General features: G+C 63.3%; 23 protein-coding genes. 16 read left to right on the forward strand and 7 right to left on the reverse strand.

Going from position 1 to position 26,327, the window contains the following annotated elements; genetic code table 11:
• Positions 1-44 precede the first annotated feature (44 nt).
• Complete coding sequence (locus QQL28_RS38315; protein WP_284273989.1) at positions 45-1,592, reverse strand: acetolactate synthase large subunit; 1,548 nt, start codon at positions 1,590-1,592, stop codon at positions 45-47.
• Between the two features lie 264 nt (positions 1,593-1,856).
• Between QQL28_RS38315 and QQL28_RS38320 the strand changes: the two genes are divergently transcribed.
• The 6 genes from QQL28_RS38320 (at position 1,857) to QQL28_RS38345 (ending at position 6,981) form a co-directional block, all read left to right on the forward strand.
• Positions 1,857-2,432, forward strand: a complete 576-nt coding sequence (locus QQL28_RS38320; protein ID WP_284273990.1) for a L,D-transpeptidase — start codon at positions 1,857-1,859, stop codon at positions 2,430-2,432.
• Positions 2,433-2,515: 83 nt separating this feature from the next.
• A complete protein-coding gene (locus tag QQL28_RS38325; protein WP_431309711.1) occupies positions 2,516-3,337 on the forward strand; it encodes a DUF2927 domain-containing protein in 822 nt (273 codons plus the stop codon).
• 53 nt (positions 3,338-3,390) lie between these two features.
• Positions 3,391-3,762, forward strand: coding sequence for a cupin domain-containing protein (locus QQL28_RS38330; RefSeq protein WP_284273992.1), 372 nt, complete (start codon positions 3,391-3,393; stop codon positions 3,760-3,762).
• Positions 3,763-3,926: 164 nt separating this feature from the next.
• Positions 3,927-6,107 (forward strand): alkaline phosphatase family protein, encoded by a 2,181-nt coding sequence (locus tag QQL28_RS38335; RefSeq protein WP_284273994.1) that lies wholly within the window; start codon positions 3,927-3,929, stop codon positions 6,105-6,107.
• 201 nt (positions 6,108-6,308) lie between these two features.
• Positions 6,309-6,599, forward strand: a complete 291-nt coding sequence (locus QQL28_RS38340; protein WP_284273996.1) for a hypothetical protein — start codon at positions 6,309-6,311, stop codon at positions 6,597-6,599.
• Positions 6,600-6,720: 121 nt separating this feature from the next.
• Positions 6,721-6,981, forward strand: a complete 261-nt coding sequence (locus QQL28_RS38345; RefSeq protein WP_284273998.1) for a DUF3551 domain-containing protein — start codon at positions 6,721-6,723, stop codon at positions 6,979-6,981.
• Positions 6,982-7,265: 284 nt separating this feature from the next.
• On the opposite strand, the gene QQL28_RS38350 is transcribed toward QQL28_RS38345, so the two are convergent.
• Positions 7,266-8,384: a M48 family metallopeptidase gene (locus tag QQL28_RS38350; RefSeq protein WP_284274057.1), complete on the reverse strand. Its 1,119-nt coding sequence runs from the start codon at positions 8,382-8,384 to the stop codon at positions 7,266-7,268.
• A 12-nt stretch (positions 8,385-8,396) separates the two neighbouring features.
• The gene (locus tag QQL28_RS38355; protein WP_284274058.1) at positions 8,397-9,509 is read right to left on the reverse strand and encodes a DUF898 family protein; all 1,113 of its coding nucleotides are present in this window, start codon (positions 9,507-9,509) and stop codon (positions 8,397-8,399) included.
• Positions 9,510-9,810: 301 nt separating this feature from the next.
• On the opposite strand from QQL28_RS38355, the gene QQL28_RS38360 reads away from it, so the two are divergent.
• Both QQL28_RS38360 and QQL28_RS38365 read left to right on the forward strand, forming a co-directional pair.
• Positions 9,811-11,076 carry a cytochrome P450 gene (locus QQL28_RS38360; RefSeq protein ID WP_284274000.1) on the forward strand — a complete coding sequence of 422 codons (1,266 nt, stop codon included), beginning with the start codon at positions 9,811-9,813 and terminating at the stop codon, positions 11,074-11,076.
• A 25-nt stretch (positions 11,077-11,101) separates the two neighbouring features.
• A complete protein-coding gene (locus tag QQL28_RS38365) occupies positions 11,102-12,376 on the forward strand; it encodes a cytochrome P450 (RefSeq protein ID WP_284274002.1) in 1,275 nt (424 codons plus the stop codon).
• 290 nt (positions 12,377-12,666) lie between these two features.
• On the opposite strand, the gene QQL28_RS38370 is transcribed toward QQL28_RS38365, so the two are convergent.
• Positions 12,667-13,587, reverse strand: coding sequence for a LysR substrate-binding domain-containing protein (locus QQL28_RS38370; protein ID WP_284274004.1), 921 nt, complete (start codon positions 13,585-13,587; stop codon positions 12,667-12,669).
• Between the two features lie 125 nt (positions 13,588-13,712).
• On the opposite strand from QQL28_RS38370, the gene QQL28_RS38375 reads away from it, so the two are divergent.
• The 8 genes from QQL28_RS38375 (at position 13,713) to QQL28_RS38410 (ending at position 22,276) form a co-directional block, all read left to right on the forward strand.
• A complete protein-coding gene (locus tag QQL28_RS38375) occupies positions 13,713-14,882 on the forward strand; it encodes an acyl-CoA dehydrogenase family protein (protein ID WP_284274005.1) in 1,170 nt (389 codons plus the stop codon).
• A gap of 9 nt (positions 14,883-14,891) precedes the next feature.
• Positions 14,892-15,995: a CaiB/BaiF CoA transferase family protein gene (locus tag QQL28_RS38380; RefSeq protein ID WP_284274006.1), complete on the forward strand. Its 1,104-nt coding sequence runs from the start codon at positions 14,892-14,894 to the stop codon at positions 15,993-15,995.
• 15 nt (positions 15,996-16,010) lie between these two features.
• Positions 16,011-16,856, forward strand: a complete 846-nt coding sequence (locus QQL28_RS38385) for an HTD2 family dehydratase (RefSeq protein ID WP_284274007.1) — start codon at positions 16,011-16,013, stop codon at positions 16,854-16,856.
• A gap of 140 nt (positions 16,857-16,996) precedes the next feature.
• Complete coding sequence (gene mdlC / locus QQL28_RS38390; RefSeq protein WP_284274008.1) at positions 16,997-18,619, forward strand: benzoylformate decarboxylase; 1,623 nt, start codon at positions 16,997-16,999, stop codon at positions 18,617-18,619.
• A gap of 290 nt (positions 18,620-18,909) precedes the next feature.
• A complete protein-coding gene (locus tag QQL28_RS38395) occupies positions 18,910-20,319 on the forward strand; it encodes a tyrosine-type recombinase/integrase (RefSeq protein ID WP_284274009.1) in 1,410 nt (469 codons plus the stop codon).
• Between the two features lie 312 nt (positions 20,320-20,631).
• Entirely contained in the window at positions 20,632-21,117 is a 486-nt protein-coding gene (locus QQL28_RS38400) for a hypothetical protein (RefSeq protein ID WP_284274010.1), read from the forward strand.
• A complete protein-coding gene (locus tag QQL28_RS38405) occupies positions 21,114-21,836 on the forward strand; it encodes a hypothetical protein (protein ID WP_284274011.1) in 723 nt (240 codons plus the stop codon). Before QQL28_RS38400 ends, QQL28_RS38405 begins: the two co-directional genes overlap by 4 nt.
• Before the next feature lie 149 nt (positions 21,837-21,985).
• A complete protein-coding gene (locus QQL28_RS38410; RefSeq protein WP_284274012.1) occupies positions 21,986-22,276 on the forward strand; it encodes a hypothetical protein in 291 nt (96 codons plus the stop codon).
• 147 nt (positions 22,277-22,423) lie between these two features.
• Here QQL28_RS38410 and QQL28_RS38415 read toward each other — a convergent pair whose 3' ends face one another.
• The 3 genes from QQL28_RS38415 to QQL28_RS38425 all read right to left on the reverse strand — a co-directional run bounded on the left by QQL28_RS38415 (position 22,424) and on the right by QQL28_RS38425 (position 26,233).
• Positions 22,424-22,801: an NUDIX hydrolase gene (locus QQL28_RS38415; protein ID WP_284274059.1), complete on the reverse strand. Its 378-nt coding sequence runs from the start codon at positions 22,799-22,801 to the stop codon at positions 22,424-22,426.
• A gap of 691 nt (positions 22,802-23,492) precedes the next feature.
• Positions 23,493-24,542, reverse strand: coding sequence for a site-specific integrase (locus tag QQL28_RS38420; protein ID WP_284274013.1), 1,050 nt, complete (start codon positions 24,540-24,542; stop codon positions 23,493-23,495).
• Positions 24,543-24,556: 14 nt separating this feature from the next.
• Positions 24,557-26,233, reverse strand: coding sequence for a site-specific integrase (locus tag QQL28_RS38425; protein ID WP_284274014.1), 1,677 nt, complete (start codon positions 26,231-26,233; stop codon positions 24,557-24,559).
• Between the last annotated feature and the right edge of the window lie 94 nt (positions 26,234-26,327).

Below are 26,327 nucleotides of genomic sequence, written 5' to 3' on the forward strand. Positions count from 1 at the left end.
TGAGGAGGAGAGTACGTGTGACGTGGAAGCAACCGGAGCTTACCTCACATCACGACTTCGATCAGCCGCGGCCCCGGCTCGGCGACGGCCTCCGCCAGCGCCTTGTTGAACTCGTCGGCGTTGGTGACGGCGCGGCCCGGCACGCCCATGCCCTTGGCCAGCGCCACGAAATCGAGGGTCGGGCGATCGAGCCTGAGCATGTCGGTCGCGCGCTGGCCGGGCTCGCCGGCGCCGACGCCGTCGAACTCGCCGCGCAGGATCTGGTAGATGCGGTTGGCGAACACGATGGTGACGATGTTGAGGCCTTCGCGCGCCTGCGTCCACAGCGACTGGATCGTGTACATCGCGCTGCCGTCGCCGACCATGCACATGACCTTGCGGTCAGGACAGGCGATCGCAGCACCGATCGAGAGCGGCGTCGAGAAGCCGATCGAGCCGCCCATGTTCTGGATCCAGTCGTGCGGTGCCGCCGCCGCGGTCGGCGGGAAGAAGCCGCGCCCCGTGGTGAGGGATTCATCGATCAGGATCGCATTCTCGGGGATCGCATAGGCAATCGCCTGCGCGATGGTGGTGAAATTGAGCGCGCCGGTCGGCTGGACCAGCTCCTGGAGTTTTTGCGGCTTGACGTCGTGCGCGGTGGCATGCAGCGCGCCGGCGAGCGCTTCGAGCGCCGCGACCGAGTTCTCGCCCCAGTCGGTCATGCGATGAACCTCGCAGCCCTCCGGCTTCAAAAGGCTCGGCTTGTTCGGATAAGCGAAGAACGCGACGGGATCGTTGGCCTCGACCAGGATGATGTGACGGAAATCCTTCAGCAGCGGCAGCGCCTGGTCGATCACATAGGGAATCCGGTCGATCGAGAAGCGGCCGCGGCCGCGCGCCATGCGCGGGCGGAAGGTCGGGCCCATCACCTGGCATCCGGTCTTCCCGGCGATGCGCTGCGCCAGCGCGAGGCCCTGCTCGCTCAGCGCGCTGCCGACCATCAGCAGCAGCGTGCGGCTGCCGTCATTGCGCAGGATCTTGGCAGCGGTCTCGACCGCCTGCGGCGAATAGGACGGGCGCTGCTTCTCCGCCGGCACCTCGGCGATGCCGTCGGCCTCGTTCCAGGCGGTGTCGGCGGGCAGGATCAGGGTCGCGATCTGCGCCGGCGAGCTTTTGGCGGCGGCGATTGCCGCGGCGCCATCGGCGGCGACCGACTTGGCGTCCGGCGAGGTCCGCACCCAGGACGACATCGGCCGCGCCAGGCCCTCGATGTCCGAGGTGAGCGGCGCGTTGTAGCCGATGTGATAGCCGGCGTGCTGGCCGACGATATTGACGATTCCGGAATGCGCCTTCTTGGCATTGTGCAAGTTGGCAAGACCGTTGGCGAGGCCGGGGCCGAGGTGCAGCAGCGTCGAGGCGGGCGTGCCCTTCATGCGGTAATAGCCGTCGGCCGCTCCCGTCACCACCCCCTCGAACAAGCCGAGCACGCAGCGCATGCCGGGAACACGGTCGAGCGCCGCGACAAAGTGCATTTCGGACGTCCCGGGATTGGTGAAGCAGATGTCGACCCCGCCCTTGACCAGCGTCCGTACCAGACTTTCCGCACCGTTCATCGTTCTCTCCCGCGACCTCTTTGTTTCGGATCCCCTATCGATCAACCATTGTTCGCGGTTTTCGTCAAAGCAATAGCAGACATTGCTGCCCTGCCGGACAGGGCGACGAGGCTTCTTGGCTAATACGGTTTTGCGATCAGGCCGGCTTTCCCGCATTTGGCAATCGTTAAGGATTGCGCCTGCTCACGCTGCCGTGGCTTGCGAAATGCCGGCAAATATGGCCTGTGGTCGTCCATTGAATCGATTTTTTTGCTGGGGGAAGGAATGAACCGGTTTTTTGCCGCACCGATCGCCGCCATCGCGATCCTGACCATCGGCGCGAGCGGCGCGTCTGCGGCGGGGATGTTCGACTTCACCGGCACCAGCGGAAGCGGCTATCTCGGCGGCGGGGCGAGCCCGATCCCCCGCAGCACCGTGATGTATCCCACCAACTACGCCCCCGGCACCATCGTGATAAACACCGGTGAGCGGCGGCTTTACCTGGTGCTGGGAGGCGGCCAGGCGCTGCGCTACGGCATCGGGGTTGGCCGCGACGGTTTTCGCTGGGGCGGCGTGCATCGCATCAGCGCCAAGAAGGAGTGGCCGGACTGGACGCCGCCTTCGCAGATGCTGGCCCGCCGGCCGGACCTGCCGCGCCACATGCGTGGCGGTATCGAGAACCCGCTCGGTGCCCGCGCGATGTATTTGGGCTCGACGCTCTATCGCATCCACGGCTCCAACGAGCCGGAAACGATCGGACAGGCGGTCTCCTCCGGCTGCTTCCGCATGACCAATGATGACGTGACCGACCTCTATGGCCGCGTCTCGGTCGGCACCACGGTCGTCGTTCTGAACAACTAGCGCATGCGCGGCCGAGGGAACCCGAGAGGCTCCCTCGAAGGTGGTCTTGTGCGCGAGGACGGATTGCGGCAGCGTCGACTGACATGATCGCATCGCGCCAGCTTCCGCCTTTTTGTCGCACCGCCCTGCTGGCGCTTGCCATGCTCGGCTGCGCCGCCGAATTCGGCGCGAATGCAGGCGCGGGCGGCGAGCTGCCGGCGATCGCCTCGCGCCAGCGCAGCGAGAAGAAGAGCTTTACCGACGGCGAGATCGTCGACGGCTTCCTCAAGACCGCGTTCGGCGCCGAATATCACCTCGCCGGCCGCGTCGACCGGATCCGCAAATTCGACACACCGGTGCGCGTCTTCGCCGAGAGCGACGGCCGCGCCGACCGCAAGGCGCAGCTCGCCAAGGTCGTCGCCGACATTGCGAGGCGCGTGCAGCATCTCGACATCGCCATGACCGACGATGCGGAAGCCGCCAATGTCCGCGTCAAGCTGGTGCGCGACCGTGACCTCTATCGCACCATCTCGACGTTCTATGGTGCGGAGAAGGCGCGCGAGATCCGTTCCTCGCTCGATCCGCAATGTCTCTCCGGCTTCCGCAAGAACGAGAAGTTCGAGATCGAGCATTCCGACGTCATCCTGACGGTCGACAATGGCGACTTCGTCTTCCTCGACTGCGCCTATGAGGAGCTCTTGCAGTCGCTCGGGCCGATCAACGACACCGCGAGCGTGCCCTGGACCATGTTCAACGACAATGTGTCGATGGGGTTTTTCGACGTCTATGATCAGTACATCCTCAATCTGCTCTACGATCCGCGCATCAAGGCAGGCATGACGTTGCCGGAGGTCCGCAACGTTCTGCCCGAGGTGCTCGCCGACGTGCGGACCTGGGTGAAGCAGGTGAACAATCTGGCGGAGTGAGTGATCTTGCTGGCCGAGGTGCAACGCCTCGATGCTGACAGGAAGGATGTCGGATGAGTGAGAGCAGCGGCGGTCAGGCAAGCGCGCAACAAGCCGGCTTTGTTGGTGTCACGCGCAAGGTTCTCGAACGCCTTGCATTGCCGGGTGATCAGCGGGAGCTCGTCGTGGTCGAGGTGACCTATCCGCCCGGCGGCGTCGCGCCGCTTCACCGGCATCCGGTCGGCGGCGTGATCTTCATCGTCGAAGGCGTTGCCGAGTCGGCCTATGGCGACGATGAGCCGCGACAATATCGAGCCGGCGAGACCTTGCAGGATCGCTCCGACAGCCCCCACACCCTGTTTCGCAATTGCGACCCGGAGCGCCCGCTCCGCTTTCTGACGATCTACGCTCTTGAACCCGGGCGCTCCTACACGACGGATCCCTGAGATCGAGCCGGGCAGAGCCACAAGCCGCCCTCCTCACGCGCTGTCACTGAATTTTGCGCGTGTCGCGCGAGCGTCACATGTGCGTCAGCCAATCACGATAATCGGTGCGTCCCTCCCGAGAAAACTCGCGCAAGTTGCGCTAGACATGAAGATGGGGCGTCCGCATGAAACCGAAAAGCTTTCTTTTCTCGACATCCGCGATGTTGCTCGCGGCGGCGTTGGCCGGCGTCGCGACGACTGCGCGCGCCGATGAGCATGATCGTGACCGCGACGGGAACCGTCACGGCCGCAACTCGCCGCGCGTGGTGTTGATCTCGCTCGACGGCGCCAAGCCCGACTTCATCCAGAAATTCATCGAGGAGGGCGTGCTGCCTCGCGACGGCGGACTGGCGCGGCTCAGCCGTCACGGTGCGGTGGCCGTACAAAATGTGACGGCCTCGCCGTCGCTCACCGCGGTGTCGCACATCGCGATCGCGACCGGATCGACGGCCGTACACAACGACATCCCGTCGAACACTTTCGAGGCCGTCGTCGCGCCGATCTCGTCGAGCTTGAGCGGCTTCGCGGCACCGATCGGCGGCTATCAGGAGAGCCCGCTGGGGCCCTCGCCGCAGCCGACAGCGTTGCCGCTGTGGGTGCAGCTGCGCCAACAGGGCAAGAAGGTGGCCACCGCGACATGGCCGGGCGGCGACGGCGCCGACATCTCGATCAACAACACGGTGGTGCAGCCGGCCCAGCCGATCCGCGTCACCAATTACACCGTGCCATTCGGAGCGTTCGGCGGCATCGGCGCCCAGGGCTTTTCGCTGTCCAAGACGGATTTCGCGCCCGATCCGACCGTCGCCACGGCGCTTCAGGCGGCCGGCCAATTCTCGTTCAGCCCGGTGCTGGCGACATCAGCGCCAATCGAAACGTTCTCGTGCGCCTCGGCGGCGCCCGCGACCTGCACCGGCGCTGCAACGCTCGACGTCAAATATGCGATCCGGGTGGCGGCCATCGACACCAGCAATGACGGCAAGGTCAACTACGACACGCTGGTGTTCTTCGACGCGACACGCGGCATCACATCGGGACCGTTCCACGCGCCGTCGACTGGACCCGCCTACGCCAAGTTCGGCGGCGAGAACGCGCCTTTCTTCTTCGAAGGCAGCGGGGCCAAGGTCGGCGCCGCCTACTTCGTCTCGCAGCTGGCGCCCGATCTCTCGGTCGTGCGCTTCGCGCGCTACGGCGCCAACTATATCCCGCGCAACACGCCGGTGCTGGCCGACGTCGATGACATCAACAACAACATCGGCTTCTGGCGCCCTCAGGCCGACTTCCGCATTCCGGAACGGCTGAGCCCGGGCTTCACGAACTTCCCTGACGTCGAGATCGAAGCCATGTTCGAGGACATGGTGAAGACCTTCGTGCGCTACCAGGCCGATATCGGCGAGCGTGCGATCCTGAACCATCCCGACGCTGACCTCGTGATGGTCTACATCGAGCAGCCCGACGGCTCCGAACATCAGTTCCTGCTGATCGACCCCCGCCAGGGCACCAACCCGAAGGACCCGAACTCGATCGGCGCCAACCAGGATCCCTCCAAGGTCGCGCGCTACGCCTCGTATATCCGCTTCGCCTACCAGACAGCCGACAAGGCGGTGCAGAGAATCGCCGAGGCGGCGGGCCGCGACAGCAACGTCATCGTGGTGTCGGACCACGGTTTTGCGCCCTTCCACACCTCGGTCAGCATGCTCAACATCCTGCGCAATGCCGGCATCGACACCAGCAAGGTGGGAATCCGCACCTCGGGCCCTGCGGCCAACATCTATGTCAATCTCCAGCAGCGCGAGTCGGGCGGCACCGTTGATCCTGCGACCTACAACGCGCTGGTCGCACAGATCACGGATGCCGTGAAGAACGCGGTCGATCCCAACCCGCGGTTCAACTACTCGCTCAACGACGGACGCATCTTCACGGTGGTCGAGAGCCGGCCGCTGCAATGCGAGGCCGCTCCCGGACAATGCATCAGCAAGACCATCGGCCAGGATTTCGGCGACGTGTTCGCGCTGATGGCCCCGGGCTACAACTTCGACGGCATCCAGAGCCCCGGCGTCGCCCGCCTCGGCGATGCGCCGTTCAACGCGGCGACGACCACGCTGTCGATGCCGAATTTCTACGGGGCCCATGGCCACGATCCCAAGCTGCCGGTGATGAGCGCGACCTTCATTGCCGCAGGCCCCCAGATCCGCAACGAGCCGATCCGGCGCATGCACAATATCGACGTGGCGCCGACCATCATGCAGATCCTCGGCGTGAGGCCTCAAGGCGTCGACGGCGAGGTGCTGCACGAGATCCTGCGCTGACAAGCCGGCCATCCCTCAGAACAATTCCTATGGGCGCCGACCAGCGCCCATAGGAGCGTTGCGAAGCTGGCACTTGTGCAGCGAAGCGAATCCCATCGCCTCTCCCGCCGTTTCCCGCGCGCCGACCTTTGATTCAAATCAAGAGTGGCTAGCGCGATCCGATTCTATTCTCTGAGAATGATCGGTCTCGGGAGGTCGGCCATGCGGTTCTCCGTCCTGGCAATAGCGACACTCGGCCTGACGCCGTTTTCGGCTCTGGCAGCCGATTGCCGGGTCATGGGCCAGCCGTCCGGTTTCGGCGTCGACATGACGGCCTTCTTCGCCGTTAAATCCGGCGAAACGTGCAAATTCCCGATCAGAATACCAGGCATGATGACGAGCTCCGGCATTTCGCAGAAACCGGAGCGCGGTACGGTGAGACAGATCAACGTAACGACCTTCACCTACACAGCTCCACGTGGCTACAAAGGCAGCGATCATTTTGCCATCTAAGGTGCGGGAGAGGGTCCGTACGGCTCAGGGAGGTCGGTCATCACGGTGAACGCAACGATCGAGTAGGCAGGCCGTAGGATGGGCCCCACCCTGCGAGCCGCAAATTGGAGGACCTCATATCATGCGGATGCTTCATTTGCTGATCCTGGCGGGCGCGACGATGCTGGCCGTCGCACCAGCCACAGCGCAACGTTACGACCCGCGTTACCCGGTGTGCCTGCAGTCGTGGTATGAGGCCGGCCTCACCGACATCAACTGCAGCTATGTTTCGATAGAGCAGTGCCGGGCGACGGTCTCGGGACTTTACGCCATGTGCCTGGAGAACCCGTATTGGCAAGGAGTGCCGTGGCGTAATTCGCGGCGGCAAGGCCACTTCTATTAGGCCGGTAGGATACGAGGAGTAGCGCAAAGCGAAGCTGTCCTTGCGCGCTACTGGGCTCCGCGCGCATCAAGGCTGCTGTGCTCGCCGACACCGCATTGACATGGGCTTTCAACCGCGCAGCTCTGAGCGGCATTCAGATTCCGCTACAGATTTGGCGCTCGGAGCTCGGCTGCAACGGCGTCGAGGCGAAGCTTAATAGGTCCTGGCTTGCGCCAGACGACTCGTGAAGGCGAACGGGCGATCGCTTGCGGCATGTGCCGGATACTCATTTGCGAGGCCGACGGCTAGATCTTCCCGCTGCCGCAAATGCCCTTCAGCGCCACCCACTCCTCAGCCGTCAATAGCGGCGGGCCGCTCGCCGGGCGGTCCTCGTTCGTCATGCGGGCGAGGCGGTCTTCGGTCAGCGGATGGCTGGCGAGGATCGTAAAGCCGCTGCCGCCTTCCTTGCCGGTAATGCGGAACATCAATTCGGCCGCGGGTTTTGGCGAGCGGCCGAGCGCGTGCATCACGTCGATCGCAAATGTGTCGGCGGCCGTCTCGGCCTCGCGGGAATAGGAGGCTTCGACCACGCTGCGCGAGGCGAAGATCACGGCGCTCGAGCCGGTGACGTCGCCGAACAACAGCCCGATCAGGAACGAGGTGCCGCCGTTGTAGATGATACCGCGCATGTTGTCGCGGTGCCTGAGATGACCGAGCTCGTGCGCGAGCACGCCGGCGATCTCGTCGACATTCTCGGCCTTGTTGAGCAGCCCGTTGAGCAGATAGACCTTGCCGCCGGGCAGCGCAAAGGCGTTCGGCACTCCGGTCGGCAGCACCGCCGATTTCACGGTGTCGTCGAGGCCGGCTGCGTCGCGCAGGCGCTTCATGAGTTTTGTAAATGCCGCCTGCCCCGCCGGATTGTCGCACACGCGGCCACCGAAAATGGCCTTGACCTGCACCTCCGCAGCATCGCCGATCCGCCGCTCCAGCGGCTCCGGCACCAGCGGTGCGAGCCGGTCGGCCGCGAGCGGCACGCCGAACAGCACGACGGCGACGATGGAGACCGCGGCCGCGAGCGACCAGCCGACGATCTTTGCGACGCCGCGCCCGTTGGTCTGGTGCTCGTCGAGCCGCAGGCAGCGCGCCGCAATTTCCGAGCCGAGCTCTGGGTCGCGGATCTCGAGCCGCGCCAGCGGCGGCGCGGAGAGGCAGGCGAGGCGCAGAATCCCGGCCGGACTGTCGGAACGACGGATATCGGGGTAGGCCCAGCGTGCGATCCGTCGTCCTTCCTGCACCTCGCCCGCTTCGCTGATCCCGAGCTGGTCGCTCAAGGCGAGCGTCACCTTCCTGCGCCGGTTCGACACGCCGTCGAAGAAAACCGCGGAACGGTCGGGCTCGACCGTGCCGGTGGCTTGTCCTGGGATTTCACTCACGGCTTAAAAGCCTGCAACATCGAGCCCATCGGCAAAACCCTCACCCAACGCGCTCGCGAGCTCGCCGGTGGCACGGACGTCAGCCGCCGCCGCGATATCGTGCACCTGCGTCGTTTCCAGAACCTTCACCCAGAGATCGCGCTGGAGATACATGCGCATCAAAATATTGACCGCGAGCGCCAAAGCGAGATAGCCGATCACGGTCAGCACGAGAAGGGGAATGCTCTGCATCAGTCCGCCGGCGCCGACCTGCACATGGGTGATCTGGACGACAAGGCCGGTGCATGCGGCGAGATAGAGCCCGAACAGGACCGACAGCAGCAGCCACCAGCCGATCACCTTCCAGTACAGGCCGTAGAAGGCGTCATGCGGCAAGGTCGATTCCAGGCGCACGCCGCCGATGCGGATGCCGTCGAGCCACCAGCGCCATTCACGCGCCTTGAACTCCGCGTAGAGGAACGGTGCGAGCGGAAAGATGACAATCGCGATCGGAGTAAACAGCCACAACCACCAGCCGCGCTTGAAGAACTCCCAGCCCTTCCCTTCGAAATCGCCGCGTAAATCGCCATAGTAGGAATGCCGCATCTTGTAGCGTTCGAGCGAAGCCTCGCGCCACGGCAAGGCAAGGCCGAGCGTCAGGAGCACGAGCAGGCCCCAGAGCATGGCGCGGAGCGAATAGGCCCAGCCCGATCCGTCCATCCAGAAGCGCACGCCGCGCCACACCGTGCGCGTCAGGCGATAGCGCCGCGCGCGGAATATCGCGAACTGGCCGAAGGCGTAGAAGGCGATGAACAGCGGCGTCGAGGCAAAGCCCTGCCAGCGTTCGGCCTCGATACCGACGAGGAAATAGGCGAGATAGATCGGCACCAGGATCGCGAGCGCAAACAGGAAGCCGATCAGCAGCTCCTTGCCGCGCCCGGTATATTCGGCGGCATCGCCGTCGACCGAGGTGTTCGACCAGAGATGCCGGCGGATGTCGGTGACGAGCCAGAAGCGATAGAAGCCGAAGGTGACGAGCTCGAGCGCGGCCCCTCTGGTGATCATCCGGCGAAACTCGCTGCGGCCTCCCACGAAATCGATCCCTGCCGGCGGCAAGGGCGGCGGCAAGACAGTCATCTGATTCACGGCGATCAATCCTGGCTATGCGGACCCGACACGATCAAATTATAGGGCAGAGGTTAGTCGGCCCCCAAGATGGGGCGGTTCGATTTCGCGGCGGTTTCGATCGGTTTCTCCGATACTTCCCGAATCCTTAACGTGCGCCAGATCACGCTCGCGCGGACAGTCTGCACGCTCACAAATCCGGATGCGGCAAAACTCGCCCTTGCCCCGACGCACGCAACGGGTTGTAATTGCAGGGACAAATACCGCGGCGCAGAATTTGAAAAAGACGCGCGGCCGCAAGGGAGAGCCGATCATGCATGGGACCATCGAGAGCACAGTCACGCGCGAGGGCTTGCATGAGCGCGCCGCATCGCTGCCGCTGGAGCAGTTCGATCCCGGCCATCCCGAACTGTTCAGGACCGATGCGTTGTGGCCCTATTTCGACCGCCTGCGCCGCGAAGACCCCGTACACTATTGCAAGGACTCGATGTTCGGACCGTACTGGTCGGTGACCCGGTACAACGACATCATGGAGATCGAGACCAACCATGCGGTGTTCTCCTCCGCCTCTTCGCTCGGCGGCATCACCATCCGCGACATCGATCCCGACCTGCGCCGCGAGAGCTTCATTGCCATGGACCCGCCGCGTCATGCCGCCCAGCGCAAGACCGTGGCGCCGATGTTCACGCCGACGCATCTGGACGAGCTCGCGCTCAACATCCGCAAGCGCTCGGCCGAGTGCCTGGACAATCTGCCGAAAGGTGAGGAATTCGACTGGGTCGATCGCGTCTCGATCGAGCTCACCACGCAGATGCTCGCGGTGCTGTTCGACTTCCCCTGGGAAGACCGCCGCAAGCTGACGCGCTGGTCGGACGTCGCGACCACCATTCCCGGCTCCGGCGGTCTCGTCGCCACCGAGGACGAGCGGCAGGCCGAGCTCCTGGAATGCGCGACCTACTTTTCGCGGCTGTGGAAGGAGCGCACCGCGCAGCCGCCAAAGAGCGATCTGCTCTCGATGCTGGCGCACGGCGCGGCGACGCGCGACATGGACGCCAAGAATTTTCTGGGCAATTTGATCCTGCTGATCGTCGGCGGCAACGACACCACCCGCAACACCATGTCCGGCTCGATCTACGCGCTCAGCCAGCATCCGGAGCAGTACCGGAAGCTCAGGGAAAATCCCGCGCTGCTCGACAGTTTCGTCCCCGAAGTCATCCGCTGGCAGACGCCGCTTGCCCATATGCGCCGCACGGCGCTTGCCGATTTCGAGTTCCACGGCAAGCAAATCAAGAAGGGTGACAAAGTCGTGATGTGGTACGTCTCGGGCAACCGCGACGAGGAGGCGATCGAAAAGCCCTACGAATTCATCATTGACCGCGCCCGGCCGCGTACGCATCTCTCCTTCGGCTTCGGCATCCACCGCTGCGTGGGCCTCAGGCTTGCAGAGCTGCAATTGAAGATCATCTGGGAAGAGATTTTGAAGCGCTTCGATCATATCGACGTGGTCGGCGAACCCAAGCGGGTGTATTCGAGTTTCGTGAAGGGTTACGAGACGCTACCGGTCAGGATTGCGGCGTGATTCGCGAAAACTGGAGCAACCAACCATGAACATCCAAACTCCGGTCAGGACCGACAAGGCCGAACGCATGCGCCGCGCGCATGAGGAGGCCTATGCGACGCCGCTGAAGGACTACCATCCGGGCGCGCCGCGGCTGTTCCAGGACGATACACTGTGGCCGTGGTTCGAACGGCTACGCAAGGAAGAGCCGGTGCATTACTGCACCAACGCGCCGATCGAGCCGTACTGGTCAGTCGTCAAATACAACGACATCATGCATGTCGACACCAACCACGGCATCTTCTCCTCCGACTCGACGCTCGGCGGCATCTCGATCCGCGACGTGCCGGCCGGTTACGACTGGCCGAGCTTCATCGCGATGGACCAGCCCACGCACTCGGCGCAGCGCAAGACGGTCTCACCGATGTTCACGCCGACGCATCTGGACGAGCTGGCCAAGCTGATCCGCCAGCGCTCGCAGACCGTGCTGGACAACCTGCCGCGCAACGAGACCTTCAATTTCGTCGAGCGCGTCTCGATCGAGCTGACGACGCAGATGCTGGCGACGCTGTTCGACTTCCCCTGGGAGGAGCGGCGCAAGCTGACGCGCTGGTCGGACGTCTCCACCGCGCTGCCCAAGAGCGGCATCGTCGCATCCGCCGAGGAGCGGCGGAAGGAGATGGACGAGTGCTACGCCTACATGTCGAAGCTGTGGAACGAGCGCGTCAATTCCGCGCCACGCAACGACCTGCTGTCGCTGATGGCCCATAACGACGCCACGCGCTTCATGGACCCCGACAATCTCATGGGCAACATCATCCTGCTCATCGTCGGCGGCAACGACACCACGCGCAACACCATGACCGGCTCGGTGTTGGCGCTGAACGAGAACCCCGAGCAGTACGACAAGCTCCGCGCCAATCCGGCGCTGATCGATTCCATGGTGCCCGAGGTGATCCGCTGGCAGACCCCGCTCGCGCATATGCGGCGCACCGCGCTCCAGGACACCGAAATCGGCGGCAAGCACATCAAGAAGGGCGACCGCGTCGTGATGTGGTACGTCTCCGGCAACCGCGACGAGGAGATGTTCGAGAAACCGAACGACTTCATCATCGACCGGCCGCGGCCGCGCACGCATCTGTCCTTCGGCTTCGGCATCCACCGCTGTGTCGGCATGCGGCTTGCGGAGCTTCAGCTCCGGATCGTCTGGGAGGAGATGCTGAAGCGCTTCGACCGCATCGAGGTGGTCGGCGAGCCCCGGCGCATCTATTCGAGCTTCATCAAGGGCTACGAGACGCTGCCGGTGCGGATTCCGGGGTAGGCACACTCGCCATTCGCCGCACTTGGGCAGGCCGCGTCCCCAACTCCACTGTCATGCCCTGCGAAGGCGGGGCATCCAGCACGCCGCGGCTCCTCGGTTCTAGCCGCACCGCCTCTGGAATACTGGATCGCCCGCCTTCGCGGGCGACGACAGCGGAGGATGGGGCGGCAAGCGCGTCGCCCTAACGCTCGACAGGCGCGACGCTGCCCCAGCTATAAAATTTCGGCATGACAGGTCGCGCCAGATGCGAAGGCAAGCCGCCGCGTAGCTGTTCTAGGAAATAAGCGCATCTAACTCAGTTTGATGTCCCAGACGCCGTCCTTGCGGCAGGCTGTCACTTCCTCGCGCAAGAGCGCGGTGACGGCCACGGTTGCCGTCGACGGCGGACGGTCGATCGGAGAGGCAACAATGAGCTCGCGCGTCATCGGCTTGGAGACGACAGCGGTTTCCAGCCGCCCGTCCGCGACCTCGCCGTGCACCGACGAGGGCGGCAGCAGGGCGAAGCCGAGGCCCTCCTCGACGAGGCTCGTGAGCACGCGAAACGAATCCGCCTCGAGCTGGACGTCGAGCTTGATCTTGCGCTGCGCGGCCGCATGCTCGATCAGCGCCCGGAGCCCGTGCGAATGACTGGGCAGCACCAGCCGCTGCCGCAGCAGCCAGCCGATCTCGACGCTCTTTTTTCGCGCGAGCCCGCAGCCGCGCGGGCCGACCGCGACGATGTTGTCGCGCCCCAGGCTCTGCACGGTGAGGTGCAGATCGGCCGAGCGGCCGTAGAGGATCGCAAGATCCATCTCGCCGCGATGCAGCCATTCGACGAGATGGCCGCTGTAGCTCTCGACGATGCGCAGCGTGATGCCCGGATAGGTCTCGACGCAGCGGCGGGCGAAGCGCGCCGACAGCACGCAGCTCACGGTCGGGACCAGGCCCAGCACGACGTGGCCCGAGAGCGGACCCTGTGCCGACTGGATATCGTCGCGGATCTGGTCGATCTGGCGGACGATGCCCGAGGTGCGTGCGAGCAGCAGGCGGCCGGCTTCGGTCAGCACCATGCCGCGGCCGTTGCGGGTGAACAGCTCGGTGCGCAACTCGTGCTCCAGAAGCTTGATCTGGCGGCTCAGTGCCGGCTGCGCGACCCGCAGCGTATCGCTCGCCTTGGAGAGGCTGCCGAGCTCGGCCACGCAACTGAAGGTCCTGAGCTGACGGAAATCCATGCTTGCCAATCTTTGAACGCTACTCCATACGCTATAGCAAATGAGCATAGGGGGTTGGCGTTGTCCAGACGACGCCGGAGGATCGTCCTGCGTTATCCTCTCGAACGAACCCAATGGGAAACGCCATGACCCAGCAAGAACAACATACCGACGAACACGCCGATATCCGCGAAGCCGTCGCAAAACTCTGCGCGCAGTTTCCCGGCGAATACTGGCGCAAGCTCGATCGCGAGATGGCCTATCCAAAAGCCTTCGTCGATGCGCTCACCGAGGCCGGCTACCTCTCGGTGCTGATCCCCGAGGAATATGGCGGCGCAGGACTGAAGCTGTCGGCGGCGGCGGCGATCCTCGAGGAGATCCAGCGCGCCGGCTGCAACGGCGGCGGCTGCCATGCCCAGATGTACACCATGGGCACGGTGCTCCGGCACGGCAGCGACGCACAGAAGGCGAAGTATCTGCCGAAGGTTGCGACCGGCGAATTGCGCCTGCAAGCCTTCGGCGTCACCGAGCCGACCAGCGGCACGGACACGTCTTCGCTCAAGACGTTCGCGCGCCGCGAGGGCGATCATTACGTCGTCAACGGCCAGAAGATCTGGACCAGCCGCGCCGAGCATTCCGACCTGATGATCCTGCTCGCGCGCACCACGCCGAAGGAGAAGGCCAAAAAGCGCACCGACGGGCTCTCGGTGTTCATCGTCGACATGCGTGAGGCCAGGGGCAAGGGCCTCGAGATCCGCCCGATCCGCACCATGATGAACCACGCCACCACCGAAGTGTTCTTTACGGACATGAAGGTGCCCGCGGAGAATCTGATCGGCGAGGAAGGCAAGGGTTTCCGCTACATCCTCTCCGGCATGAATGCCGAGCGCATCCTGATCGCGGCGGAATGCGTCGGCGATGCGAAGTGGTTCATCGCCAAGGCCTCCACTTACGCCAAGGAACGCGCCGTGTTCGGCCGTCCGATCGGCCAGAATCAAGGCATCCAGTTCCCGATTGCAAAAGCCTATGCCTCGATGCGCGCGGCCGAATTGATGGTGAAGGAGGCGACGCGCAAATACGAGGCCGGGCTCGACTGCGGCGCGGAGGCCAACATGGCAAAGATGCTGGCGGCGGATGCGTCCTGGGAAGCGGCGAACGCCTGCATCCAGACCCATGGTGGCTTCGGCTTCGCCGAGGAATACGACGTCGAGCGAAAATTCCGCGAGACGCGGCTCTACCAGGTCGCACCGATCTCCACCAACCTCGTGCTGTCCTTCATCGCCGAGCATGTGCTCGGCATGCCCCGCTCTTACTGAGGTCGCACCATGGGAGCACTTGACGGGATCAGGGTGATCGCGGTCGAGCAGGCCGTCGCGGCGCCGTTCTGCTCGTCGCGCCTGGCGGACGCCGGCGCCGAGGTGATCAAGATCGAGCGGCCCGAAGGCGATTTCGCCCGCGGCTATGACGCGGCGGCCAAGGGCCAGAGCAGCTATTTCGTCTGGCTCAACCGCGGCAAGCAATCTGTCGTGGTTGATCTTGCGACCAAAGAAGGCCGCACTGAGCTTGAAAAGCTGATCGCAGGCGCGGACGTGCTCATTCAAAACCTCAAGCCGGGCTCGATGGACAAGCTCGGCTTTTCGCGCGAGCGATTGCTGCGCGACTATGCGAAGCTGATCTCCTGCACCATCACGGGCTACGGCGACGAGGGCCCCTACGCGCATCGCAAGGCCTATGATCTCCTGATCCAGGCCGAGAGCGGCCTTGCCTCGATCACCGGTAATCCCGACGGCGCCTCGCGCGTCGGCATGTCCATCGTCGACGTCGCGACCGGCGCGACCGCGCATGCGGCGATCCTGGAAGCGCTGATCGCGCGCGGGCGCACGGGCAAGGGTGCCGACATCCGCATCTCCATGTTCGACGTGATGGCGGACTGGTGCACCGTCCCGCTGCTCAACGCGGAAGCCGGCAATCCGCCCAAACGCATGGGCCTGCGCCATCCCTCAATCGCGCCGTACGGCGTGTTCGCCTCCAAGGACGGCAAGGACATCCTGATCTCGATCCAGAGCGAGCGCGAATGGAAGACGCTATGCGCGGAAGTGCTGGACCAACCGAACCTGCCGGCCGATCCGCGCGTCGCCAACATGGTCGAGCGCGTGCGCAACCGCGACTTCACCGACAGGACGGTTGCAGACAGCTTCGCGAAGATGACGCGCGATGAGCTGCTGAAGCGGCTGTCGGATGCCGACATCGCCTTCGCCGAGGTCAACACCATGGCTGATCTGGCGACCCATCCGCATTTGAGGCGCATCGAGGTCGATACGCCGAACGGCCGCGTCAGCTATCCCGCACCGGCGCCGATCCTCGTCGGCGAGACCCGCAACTACGGCGCTGTGCCCGCCATCGGCGAGCGCCCCGGCCAGAAGAAGTAACAAGAGCGAGGGGACATGACCGAGAAGCTCGACATCGATCATTTGCGGCAATGGATTGGCCGCACCCAGGAAGCGACCGACAACGTGACCGCGCAACTCGTCAAGGGCCTGCGCGCGACGCTGTTCCAGGAGGTCGGCGAGCCCAGGAAGGGCGACGCGGCGCCGTTCACGGTGCATTGGTGTCTGGCACAGCCGGTGTTTCCGATGTCGATGCTCGGCGCCGACGGCCACCCGACCCGTGGCGGCTTCCTGCCACCGGTGCCGCTGCCGCGGCGGATGTGGGCGGGCGGCGAGATCGAGTTTGTCGAGCCCTTGCGCGTCGGCGATGAATCGACCCGCACCTCGCGCATTGCCGACGTCACGGTGAAGACCGGCTCGACCGGCACGCTGTGCTTCGTCGCGGTCGAGCACACCATCACTTCGCCGCGCGGCGTCGCCATTCGCGAGCGGCAGGACATCGTCTATCGCGAGATGACGAGCAGCCAGACCGCGACGACGAAGGCTCCGCCTCCCAAGGCGCAGCATCGCGAAACGCACGTCTCCGATCCCGTGCTGCTGTTCCGTTACTCCGCGCTGACATTCAACGGGCACCGCATCCACTACGACCGCGACTACGTCACCAAGGTCGAGGGCTATCCGGGCCTGATCTTCCACGGCCCGTTGCAGGCGGCGCTTCTCGTCGAGATGGCGGCGAAGCTGCGGGGCGGCAGGGCGCCGAGGAAGTTTTCGTATCGGGGCCTCCAGCCACTGTTCGAGGGGACGGAGTTCTCCGTAAACGCGAACGAGACCGACGCCGGCCTGGAACTGTGGACGGCGAATGCGGAAGGGCAGCCGACGATGAAGGGTGCGGCGGCGTGGTGATAGTCTCTCCTCGTCATTGCGAGCGAAGCGAAGCAATCCAGAATCTTTCCGCGGTAACAACCTGGATTGCTTCGTCGCTCCGTTCCTCGCAATGACGAGAATGGGGCCGGTAGCGCCAACAAAAGACAGGGAACGGAACAGTGGCAAAGAACGGAAAAATCGGTAGCAAATCCGTCTCCGTCAAGCAGGCGACACTGGACCTGCTGCGTGGCTTCGGCATCAAGCGCGTGTTCGGCAATCCCGGCTCGACCGAGCTGCCGTTCCTCAGCGACTGGCCCGACGACATCGACTATGTCCTGGCGCTTCAGGAAGCTTCCGCCGTCGGCATGGCGGACGGATATGCGCAGGCCACGCGCAACGCCGGTTTCGTCAATCTGCATTCGGCGGCCGGCGTCGGCAACGCGCTCGGCAATATCTACACCGCGCATCGCAACCAGACGCCGCTCGTCATCACCGCGGGCCAGCAGGCGCGCTCGATCCTGCCGTTGCAGGCGTTCCTCTACGCCGAGCGTGCGTCCGAATTCCCGCGGCCCTACGTGAAATACAGCGTCGAGCCGGCGCGCGCGGAGGATGTGCCGGCCGCGATCGCGCGCGCCTATCACACCGCGATGCAGCCGCCCTGCGGCCCGACCTTCGTCTCGATCCCGATCGACGACTGGACCCATGCGACCGCACCGGTCGAGGCGCGCAAGGTCAGCCGCGAACTTGGACCCGAGCCGGAGGCAATGAAGGCGCTGGTCACAGCGCTCAATGCCAGCAAGCACCCTGCCCTCGTGGTCGGCCCCGGCATCGACCGCGCAGGCGCCGTCGATCTCATGGTACGCGTCGCGGAGAAGACGAAGGCGAGCGTCTGGGTGAGCCCATTCTCGGCGCGATGCTCCTTCCCGGAGCGCCATCCGCAATTCGCCGGCTTCCTGCATGCCTCGCCCGGCCAGCTCTCGGATGCGCTGCGCGCGCACGATCTCGTCGTCGTGATCGGCGCGCCGGTGTTCACCTTCCATGTCGAGGGGCATGCATCGATCTTCGATGGCGGAACGACGATCTTCCAGATCACCGACGATCCGGATGCGGCTGCGGTGACGCCTGTCGGCACCAGCATCGTCGCGACCATGAAGCCTGCGCTGAGTGCGCTGCTCGACATGCTGCCGGAGAGCAAGCGCGCGACGCCAAAGGGCCGCACGCTACCGCCGACGCCGAAGGCCGCCGATCCGCTGCCGGTCGAATTCCTGCTGCATTCGCTGTCCGAGGCGATGCCGGAGGGGACTTCACTCGTCGAGGAAGTGCCCTCGCACCGGCCGGCGATGCAAAAGTTCATGCCGATGCGCGGCCAGGACAGTTTTTACACGATGTCGAGCGGCGGCCTCGGCTACTCGCTGCCCGCCGCGGTCGGCATGGCGCTGGGCAAGCCGAACAGCCGCACGGTGTGCCTGATCGGCGACGGCTCAGCGATGTATTCGTTCCAGGCGCTGTGGACCGCCGCGCAGCGCAAGCTGCCGCTCACCGTCGTCGTCATCAACAATTCCGGCTACGGCGCGATGCGCTCCTTCAGCCAGGTCATGCAGGTGCGCAACGTGCCGGGTCTGGAATTGCCCGGCATCGATTTCGTCAAGCTCGCCGAAGGCATGGGCTGCGACGCGGTGCGGGTGACGAAAGCGGCGGAGCTCGGTGAGGCGCTGAAGCGGGGGATGGCGTTCGCAGGCACGAGCCTCGTCGAGGTAGTGGTGGATTCGGCGGTGCCGCTGCTGTACGCGCGGAAGAATTAGGCGTTGAGTGGCTGCCCCTGAAGACGCCACTTAGTCGGTCGTCGTCCCGGGGCGCGCGTTAGCGCGAGCCCGGGACCCATAACCACAGGGCATTATCTTGGCATTCGGTGAAACACGCCGAAGCTAAGAAAACCCTTTAAAACCAGCGCTTTTCGACTAACCTGATACGGGCTGTTTCAGCGGGCTTCACCAAATCTAGGGCCCGGCCCTAAGGCTTTCAGCGTCCGCACGACAAACCGAAAGCCCCAAAGCCGAGCCCTTTGGTCTCAAGCCTTAGGAGCCGAAACCGCATGAATACTACCACCACCACCCAGCCCGTTGGCAAGCGCGCACGCAACGGCAGCGTCATCCTGACCGATCGCCTCTGCGAGAAGCGCGTCACCAAGCGGGTCAAGCTCTACGACCGCAAATGCCCCGGCCTCTATGTCAGCATCACCACGGCTGGCGTCGCGACTTTCTCGTTCAAGTTCACCGATCCGGAGACCGGCAAGCAGCGAACGGGCTGGCTCGGGGTCTACAACCCGGAAACTTTCACGGTCGAGCATGCCCGCAGCAAGGTCTACGGCCTCAAGGGCATGAGCGGCGACGCGCTCGCTGAAACCTTCCGCGACCGCAAGGAGCGGCAGGCCAAGCGCGGCAAGTCCGTTGCAGAGATCATCGAGGAGCGAATCGACTGGATGAAAACGCCGGTCAAGAAGCCGGACGGCGAGATGCGGCCCCGGCTGGAAAGCTGGGAGACGACCGCGAGCAATCTGCGGCGCTTCCTCGCCGCGCGCGTCGGCTCAAAGCTCGCCTGCGAGGTCACCAAGCACGACATCGCCACGCTGTCGAACGACATCGTCGCTGGACGATTCGGCGTTCCGTCGGTCAGCAACGCGCGGCAGATGCGCAAGGCGGCGTCGGCGCTGTTCAACTGGGCGGCGGAAGCCGGCCGTGACTACGTGACGGCGAGCCCCTGCGTCAACCTGCCGAAGCTTGACCCGGAGCATCCGCGCACGCGGGTGTTGTCCGAGGACGAGATCAGGATTTTCTGGCACGGCCTCGACCGCAACGACTTGCCTTGGGACCGCCGGACGCGCCTCGCGCTCAAGTTCGAGCTGGTCACCATGCTGCGCTCGAACGAACTGCTTGGCGCGCATCGCAGCGAACTGTTCGACCTTGATGGCGAGCATCCCCGCTTTGACGTGCCGCTGAAGCGGGTCAAAAAGCGCCGGGTGATCCAGCAGCCGCTATCGAGCCTCGCGGTCGAGATTATCAAGGGAGCGCTGGCGTCCAAGGATCAACGGTTCGTCTTTGCCAGCCCCCTTGGCGACCAGCGGATGAACCGCAAGGTGATGGCCGTCGCGCTCCGCGGCACCAAACACACCGACGGCAAGCGTAAGGGACAGACAAAAACCGCCGGCATCTGTGCGTTGCTCGGCCTCAAGTCGTTCACGCCGCACGATCTGCGCCGGACGGCGGCGACCTTGGCCGGCGATCTCGGCTTCGACGATGCATGGATCGCGAAATGCCTCGACCATGCCGTCACCAAGAAGGGCGATGTGATCGTGCCGACCGTCACCGGCAAGGTTTACAACCACTCGACGCGGATGAAGGAAAAGCGCGCGGTGCTCGACGGCGTCGCCGCCGAGCTGCGGCGGATCATCGGCGAGCCTGCGGCACAGGCCGTTGATCAGGACGAGCTGCGGCTCGCGGCGTGATCAACTGGAAACATATTGCCAGTTAGAGCAGCCCGGTCAGCCCAACGCTGGCCGGGCTTTTCTTTTGAAACACCGTGAAACGCGCCATTTGGCCGCTGATGCGTTGGAGGCCTCGCCCGGTGTCTGTAGCGGGGACGTCGAAAACACGCACAGGCGAGACCAGAATGAACACGGATCAGCAGGTTTACCCTCGTGAGGAGCCCGACCGTTTGAAAAACCTCTGGGGAATATGGGGATTAATGAGGAGTCCACCTCCCGAATCGCTATTGCAAGTTGTGTATTGGCGCGGTTTGCGAATCGAAGGGGCGGATCGTGACGGCCAAATTACGCATCAAAGCCAAAGGGATTGAAATTGAGTGGGAAGGCGAAGTCGAGTTCCTGAAGTCGGAGGTACCCGATCTAATCGCCTCCATTATCGAAGCGATCGGCAGCGGGGCACCGGAGGAGCCAGACGAGACCGGTGAAGGCGCAACTAATGCCTTGAATGGAGCGAGCGCAACTGGCCGATTCACCACCGCGTCAGCCGCAGCAAAGCTGCAGGCACGATCCGCTAGTGACCTGTTCAAAGCCGCACTATTGAAGCTACAGATGAGTGATGGCGTCGAGCCCGCCTCACTATCACAGATTCACGACGAAATGAAGTTGGCACCGCGCGTCTACAAACCTTCGATGCACAAAAACTTAAGCCAGACCATCGGCAGTCTAATGGACCAAGACGAAATAAACGAGCCATCCACGGGGAGTTTTGTCTTGTCCCATCCGACCTACGAGCAACTTGCGCAACGGCTTAAATCGTGACGCTGCTCCGTGAAAGCCTAGCTCGCCGAGACGTCTCCAAAACCGACAAGTACCTCTTAATCGTCGCCATGCACGATGGCCCGATGAAGTCAAACGACATCAGGGCCGTCGCTCGGCAAAATGGCTGGAGAGACGGGGCCAATAGTATCCCCGGAGACTATCTTAAACAGACTACCAACGCGATCTACGTCCCAACTGGCTGGACGGTCAAAGAGGCTTGTAAGAAGAGCCTCGCCGATCGCGGGCTGATGAATCCTGCTGGCGTTCTGACGCCGGTCACAGAGGCCCTCGAACGCTACCTTACCGATGTACATGATCCAGACAAAGCCCGCTTTGTCGAAGAAGCAATCCAGTGCGTAAGGAACAAGGCTTATCGATCAGCTATTGTGCTGACTTGGGTTGGCGCAATCTATTTGCTGTATCAGCATGTCCTGAAGAACAAGCTCACCGAGTTTAACCAAGAGGGGCACAGACGTTTTCAAAAGAACGGTTGGAAGGATGTTGCTGATGTGGACGATCTCGCCGCCGCGGTGAAGGAATCGGTCTTTCTAAACATGCTTGAGCACATCGGCCTTCTGACGAAGGCCGAGCAAAAAGAACTTCAAAACTGTCTCGATAGGCGCAACACTGCCGGACATCCCAACTCGACCTCATTTGAGGAAGTGACAGTCGGGGCCCACATCCATGAACTGATAGCGAAGGTCTACAGCAGGTACTGAGCGATCATCTGTTTCCGAGTCGCTCGGATTTGGATAGGCTGAACCAACTGAAGCTCCGGGAATCCACGGGTCCGTAGTCTTCCGGCTCCCCGCTACCCTGCATTGTGCCATCGTGTGCACTCCCGATTCGCAAGTGGAAAGAGAGACCCATGGCACTGAGTGAAGGAGAGATCGCGACCGTCAAAGGAATGCTGCTTCGCGGAGATCGACAGCACGACATCGCCGCCTATTTCGGCGTCAACGGTGGCCGCATTGCCGAGATCAGCACCGGTCAAACCGGTAGCAGCGTCGCAGCCTCACCGACCGATGATTTGCCGCCTGCCGGTCCGTACATGGCTGGCCGTTCAGCACTCCGCGCACGCGACACGCTGATCGCCTTGCGCGACCTCATCCAAGACGCGATCAGCGACATCGATCTGTACGAAAAGCCGAAGGACTAAGCTTTCTTGGCGCGATGCTTTCCTTTCAGATCGCGTGCGGGCCTCGCTGTTGCGTCGATCGGCGGGCCGGTTCTTGCTTAGGCGACGGCGATCCGGCGCGCGGACGGGGCCGGGTGCGAGGCCGATCGCGGGATTCGCGCCGAGACCTCAGCGCGGGAAATGCTTGTCCCGGATATAGCGGGAGGTGGGCGTGAGCCTGATGCCGCGCGGCTTGCGCCAAGCCGCTTTATCGATCTCTTTTTTATCGCCGATCTTCAAGGGCCCGGACGCCTTTTTGGCAACGAAGATCGCGTCGCTCATCTTTCGCCCGGATCGACGGTTCGTTCCCTTCACCTCTTTCCAAAGCTTCATCGGTCCAAGTCTGAGCTTCGGCAATTCTTCGCTGATCTCACGGCGAAGACACCTCCTTTCACTCTCTCCTGCACGCTTGCGGCCGCCCGGGAACATCCAAAGCCTGTCGCGCCGTCGTCTGACCAGAAGCACGCGCTCGTTCTTCGCAGCAACAAGTTTCGAGGATTTCGCCATATTCCCGCGAATCGACTTCACAATCTCAGCATCAGTTTAGAACGGTTGGCTGCTTTCGCAATGAAGGCAGCGTTCCCGTATTATCCCGGAGCAAGAAAGTCTCCGTCTGCCGCTATCCTTGGACCACTATGCTCGAAGACTTCGACGTCCTCCACGAACCAAAATTCTGGTCCGCGCTGGCCTGTGGACTGGCTCCGATCATCGTCGGAATTGCCATCCTCTGGTCACGACGATGAAGATCGCCAATGTCGCTTCGACCGACACTCACCGCATTCGCTAACTAGGGATCAAATGCGGAGCCGTGCCTCCATCGTGACCATCAAGGCCCGTCGCCATGGCTGGGCCAGCGGCTAGTCGTTGTACATGCCGTGGCATGGCGGCGCTCCGCGCGGCCTACGCCGACGAGCGTGCGGAACGCTGCGGCGGAATGACGGCGGCCATGGCGTCAGAGTGGAATCTCGCACCTCGAGTGTTTCCTCGGCGTCGCGCCAGTGCGCGTAGTTCCCGCAATAAGCGATAGAGGTCAGAAGGCTGAGCCGGCAAAGCTCGGGCGCCACCCGCCACCACTCGTCCTGAGCGTAGCTGCTCAGGAGGGCCGGCGGCTTGGGGCATTCGCGACCGATTGTAGGCTCGGGTCTCAGGCTAGACGCTGATGGCCGGATTGCTTCGCAGCCGCTTCGAACGCTCGCTATCAATGCTCGCGCGCTTTCTCGACTGCACGGGCGAGAGCGCGGCCTGCAAGACGGGATTGTGCCATGATGTAGTGCTTCTCGGTCATATCAAGCGAGGCGTGACCGAGAAGATCTTTGGCACCTCGCACGTTTGCCGGGTCGTGAATTGCCCAAAGGCTTGCGGCCGCGTGGCGAAACCGATGCGGGCTGACGCCAAATCCAAAGGCCCTCATGGTTCGTTTGCGGATGGTCTGGCCAATGGCGGGAGCACAGGTGGGGTTTCCGAGATGCGATACCCAGAGACCTTTGTGGGTATCCGCACCCGGAATCCGGCGCCTGTAGCGTTCCAGATACAGGTCGATGCGGGCGGACAATTCCTCCGAAATCGGGAATTCGAGAGGTCGTCGGGTCTTGGTATCCTCGGCTGGAATGTCAAGCGCCCATAGACCGCCAGCCTTCACGAGATGCTGGCCAATCTTGAGCGCCGCGAAGGTTCGGCGGCGCAGGGGAATGACGGCGAGGAGCGCAATCATCAAACCGTCGCGGTAGATGTAGGCGTCCCTCATGCGGATGCGTTGAGCGGATTCCGTAGCAGCTTCTACCTTGTCCATGAGGTCGATCCCCAGCGTGTAAAGATACTCACTGGTGATCAGATTGTATCTTTTGGCTTGGCGCGGAGCGTTGGCGGTAATGCGTCTTGCGATCACGTACAACCAGGACCAATCGGTGCCGGGGCAGATCAGCGCCAGGGCCTCGCTGAGGCAACGAAGCCCAAGAGACACTGTCATGTCGCTGCAGGATCGTCTGCGCCAGGCTACAAATTCTGTCACGATCCGCCGATCGATCCGCTCGCCAGCCGGTCGGGTCAGCAGCTTCCGGTGCTTCACTGAGATGAATCTCAGGAACTGTGCGTATCTTTCGCACAACATTTCGCGAGTCGCCGGGGCGAGGTGCGCGCCGGGGCCGCCGCCGTCGAACAAGTCGCCGGCCTCAAATGCGGCCGCCCAAAGTTGTTGATCCTTGGTCGGCCAGTCTGCAAAAGGAAGTTTTAGTTTGGCGACGCGCGACACGGACGCGACCTCTATCAGTACGATGCAGGTGGCAGAGATTTCGTTTGCGGCCGCAACGGCGGTAGCGCCGCAATCGCTTTCTCGATGAGGTGCTGCTGATGACGGGCGGCACGGCGGCTATCGATGCCGGCATAGAAGTTGACCGTTGTTTTCAGATTCTTCTGCCCCAACAGTTGCCTGGCGGTTTCGAACGCCCCGGGCTCGGCATCGAGCAGGACCTTGGCACCCAAGTGCCGGAACTGGTGTGATGTGAGCACGATTCCAGTGCGCTTTTGGACATGAGATCTGATCAGCCATGCCACCGTCTGCGGGCTCTTGAGAGCGCCGTCCAGACGCACAAAGAGCTGTGTCGGACGGTGCCCGATGAGCCTCGGGGCGATGCGCTCGCGATATTCAATCAGCATTTTTACGACATGGGGCGGAATGTCGTACGCAAGTTCAGTCTTGTTTTTTACCTCGTTGCGCGACAACTCCAATGTCGAAATTGCGCCCGAGCCACCGCGGACAAAAAGGTGGGTACCAAAGGCCAGACGGGCCAGGTTTTGCAGCCGCAACGGCATGTAGATCAAGGTTGCGATAGCAAGCGCCGCCTGCGCCTTGGCCAGCGTCCGGAAGTTCGGGTTGCTATCCCGCCGCACTTCGGACCAGAGCCGGTCCGGCAAGGCAACCAACCGCCTCAGTGCCCTGGGATCATCGAACTGACGTAGGAATTGCTTGTTCTTCTTTGTGAGTCCGATCGCTCGGGGCGGCACCTTGCCGAACAATCGTTTGAGTTCGGTGAGAGCCGTGGCGTCAACCTTCACCCACTCCTGCGCAATCTGAACAAGCGTGGCACCCATGTCGTGGTTGAAGGCGTTTTCACTGCCACCGGCTTCGAGGCGCTGACGCAAGATGCGCTTGAAATTCTCCGGCGTTAACACCTCGGCCAGCGACGAAATATTTGCCGGCTTCACGCCAGATGCGACGAGAGCGGACACCGCAGCATGGATCTGGTCGCGGCGCAGCCGGAGAGTTGTGGGCTCCATGGACCGTGACCGGGCGTTCGCTGCAAATGGATCAGCGCCTCCGCACCAGGACAGATGGTTGTCCACATCCCGCCGGAATGAAGCCGGCAACGACGCCCACGCGATCCGCATCGGCGGCTTGCGGGAGGTTGCGACCGTCACCGGCCGGAGGCGCAGTTTGGGATCGCGTGCCGCCTCGTTCCAGATCAATGTAACCTGCCGGTGCAGCGCTTTGGGCTTGCGGTGGAGCGAGCCTTCGCGCACCGCCAGAATGAACCCGGCGATCACCTCGTCATCAACGTCGCCCGGCGATATTCCGCGAGCGCTGGCATAGCGCGCCAGCCGTGACAGTCCGATATGGGCACGCCGACCGGCAAGCGACACAAACAGCGCGACCCACGCGGGGCTCAGGGCTTGCTTGCCCGCAGAGGCGAGTCGCAATTTGCCGCTCGCCCTTACCGCAGCGAGGAAATCGCTGCGAATGTTGGCAAAGCGCTTGGCCGTCAGGCGAGCGGTTGACAAGTTGATCCCGGCCAGCCGTTCGCCGATGGTGCCGAGATCGAGGACGATGGCGCTGGGTTCGTTGTCGAGCAGGTCAGCGACACGCTTCACGGCCGAGCGCAGATCGCGTCTGCGCGCGGGCGAAAGGACGCGTGCATGCTCCACGGCGGCCGCTACCGTAGCCAAGGTCGCCGGCGCCGATGAGGTGGGCCGTCTAGCAGAGGTTCGCTTCCTTGACTTTTTGGTCATGATTGGTCCTTCGCGAAAATCGAAAGCCTTG

The organism is Bradyrhizobium iriomotense (assembly GCF_030160715.1).
Classification (GTDB): Bacteria; Pseudomonadota; Alphaproteobacteria; order Rhizobiales; family Xanthobacteraceae; genus Bradyrhizobium; species Bradyrhizobium iriomotense.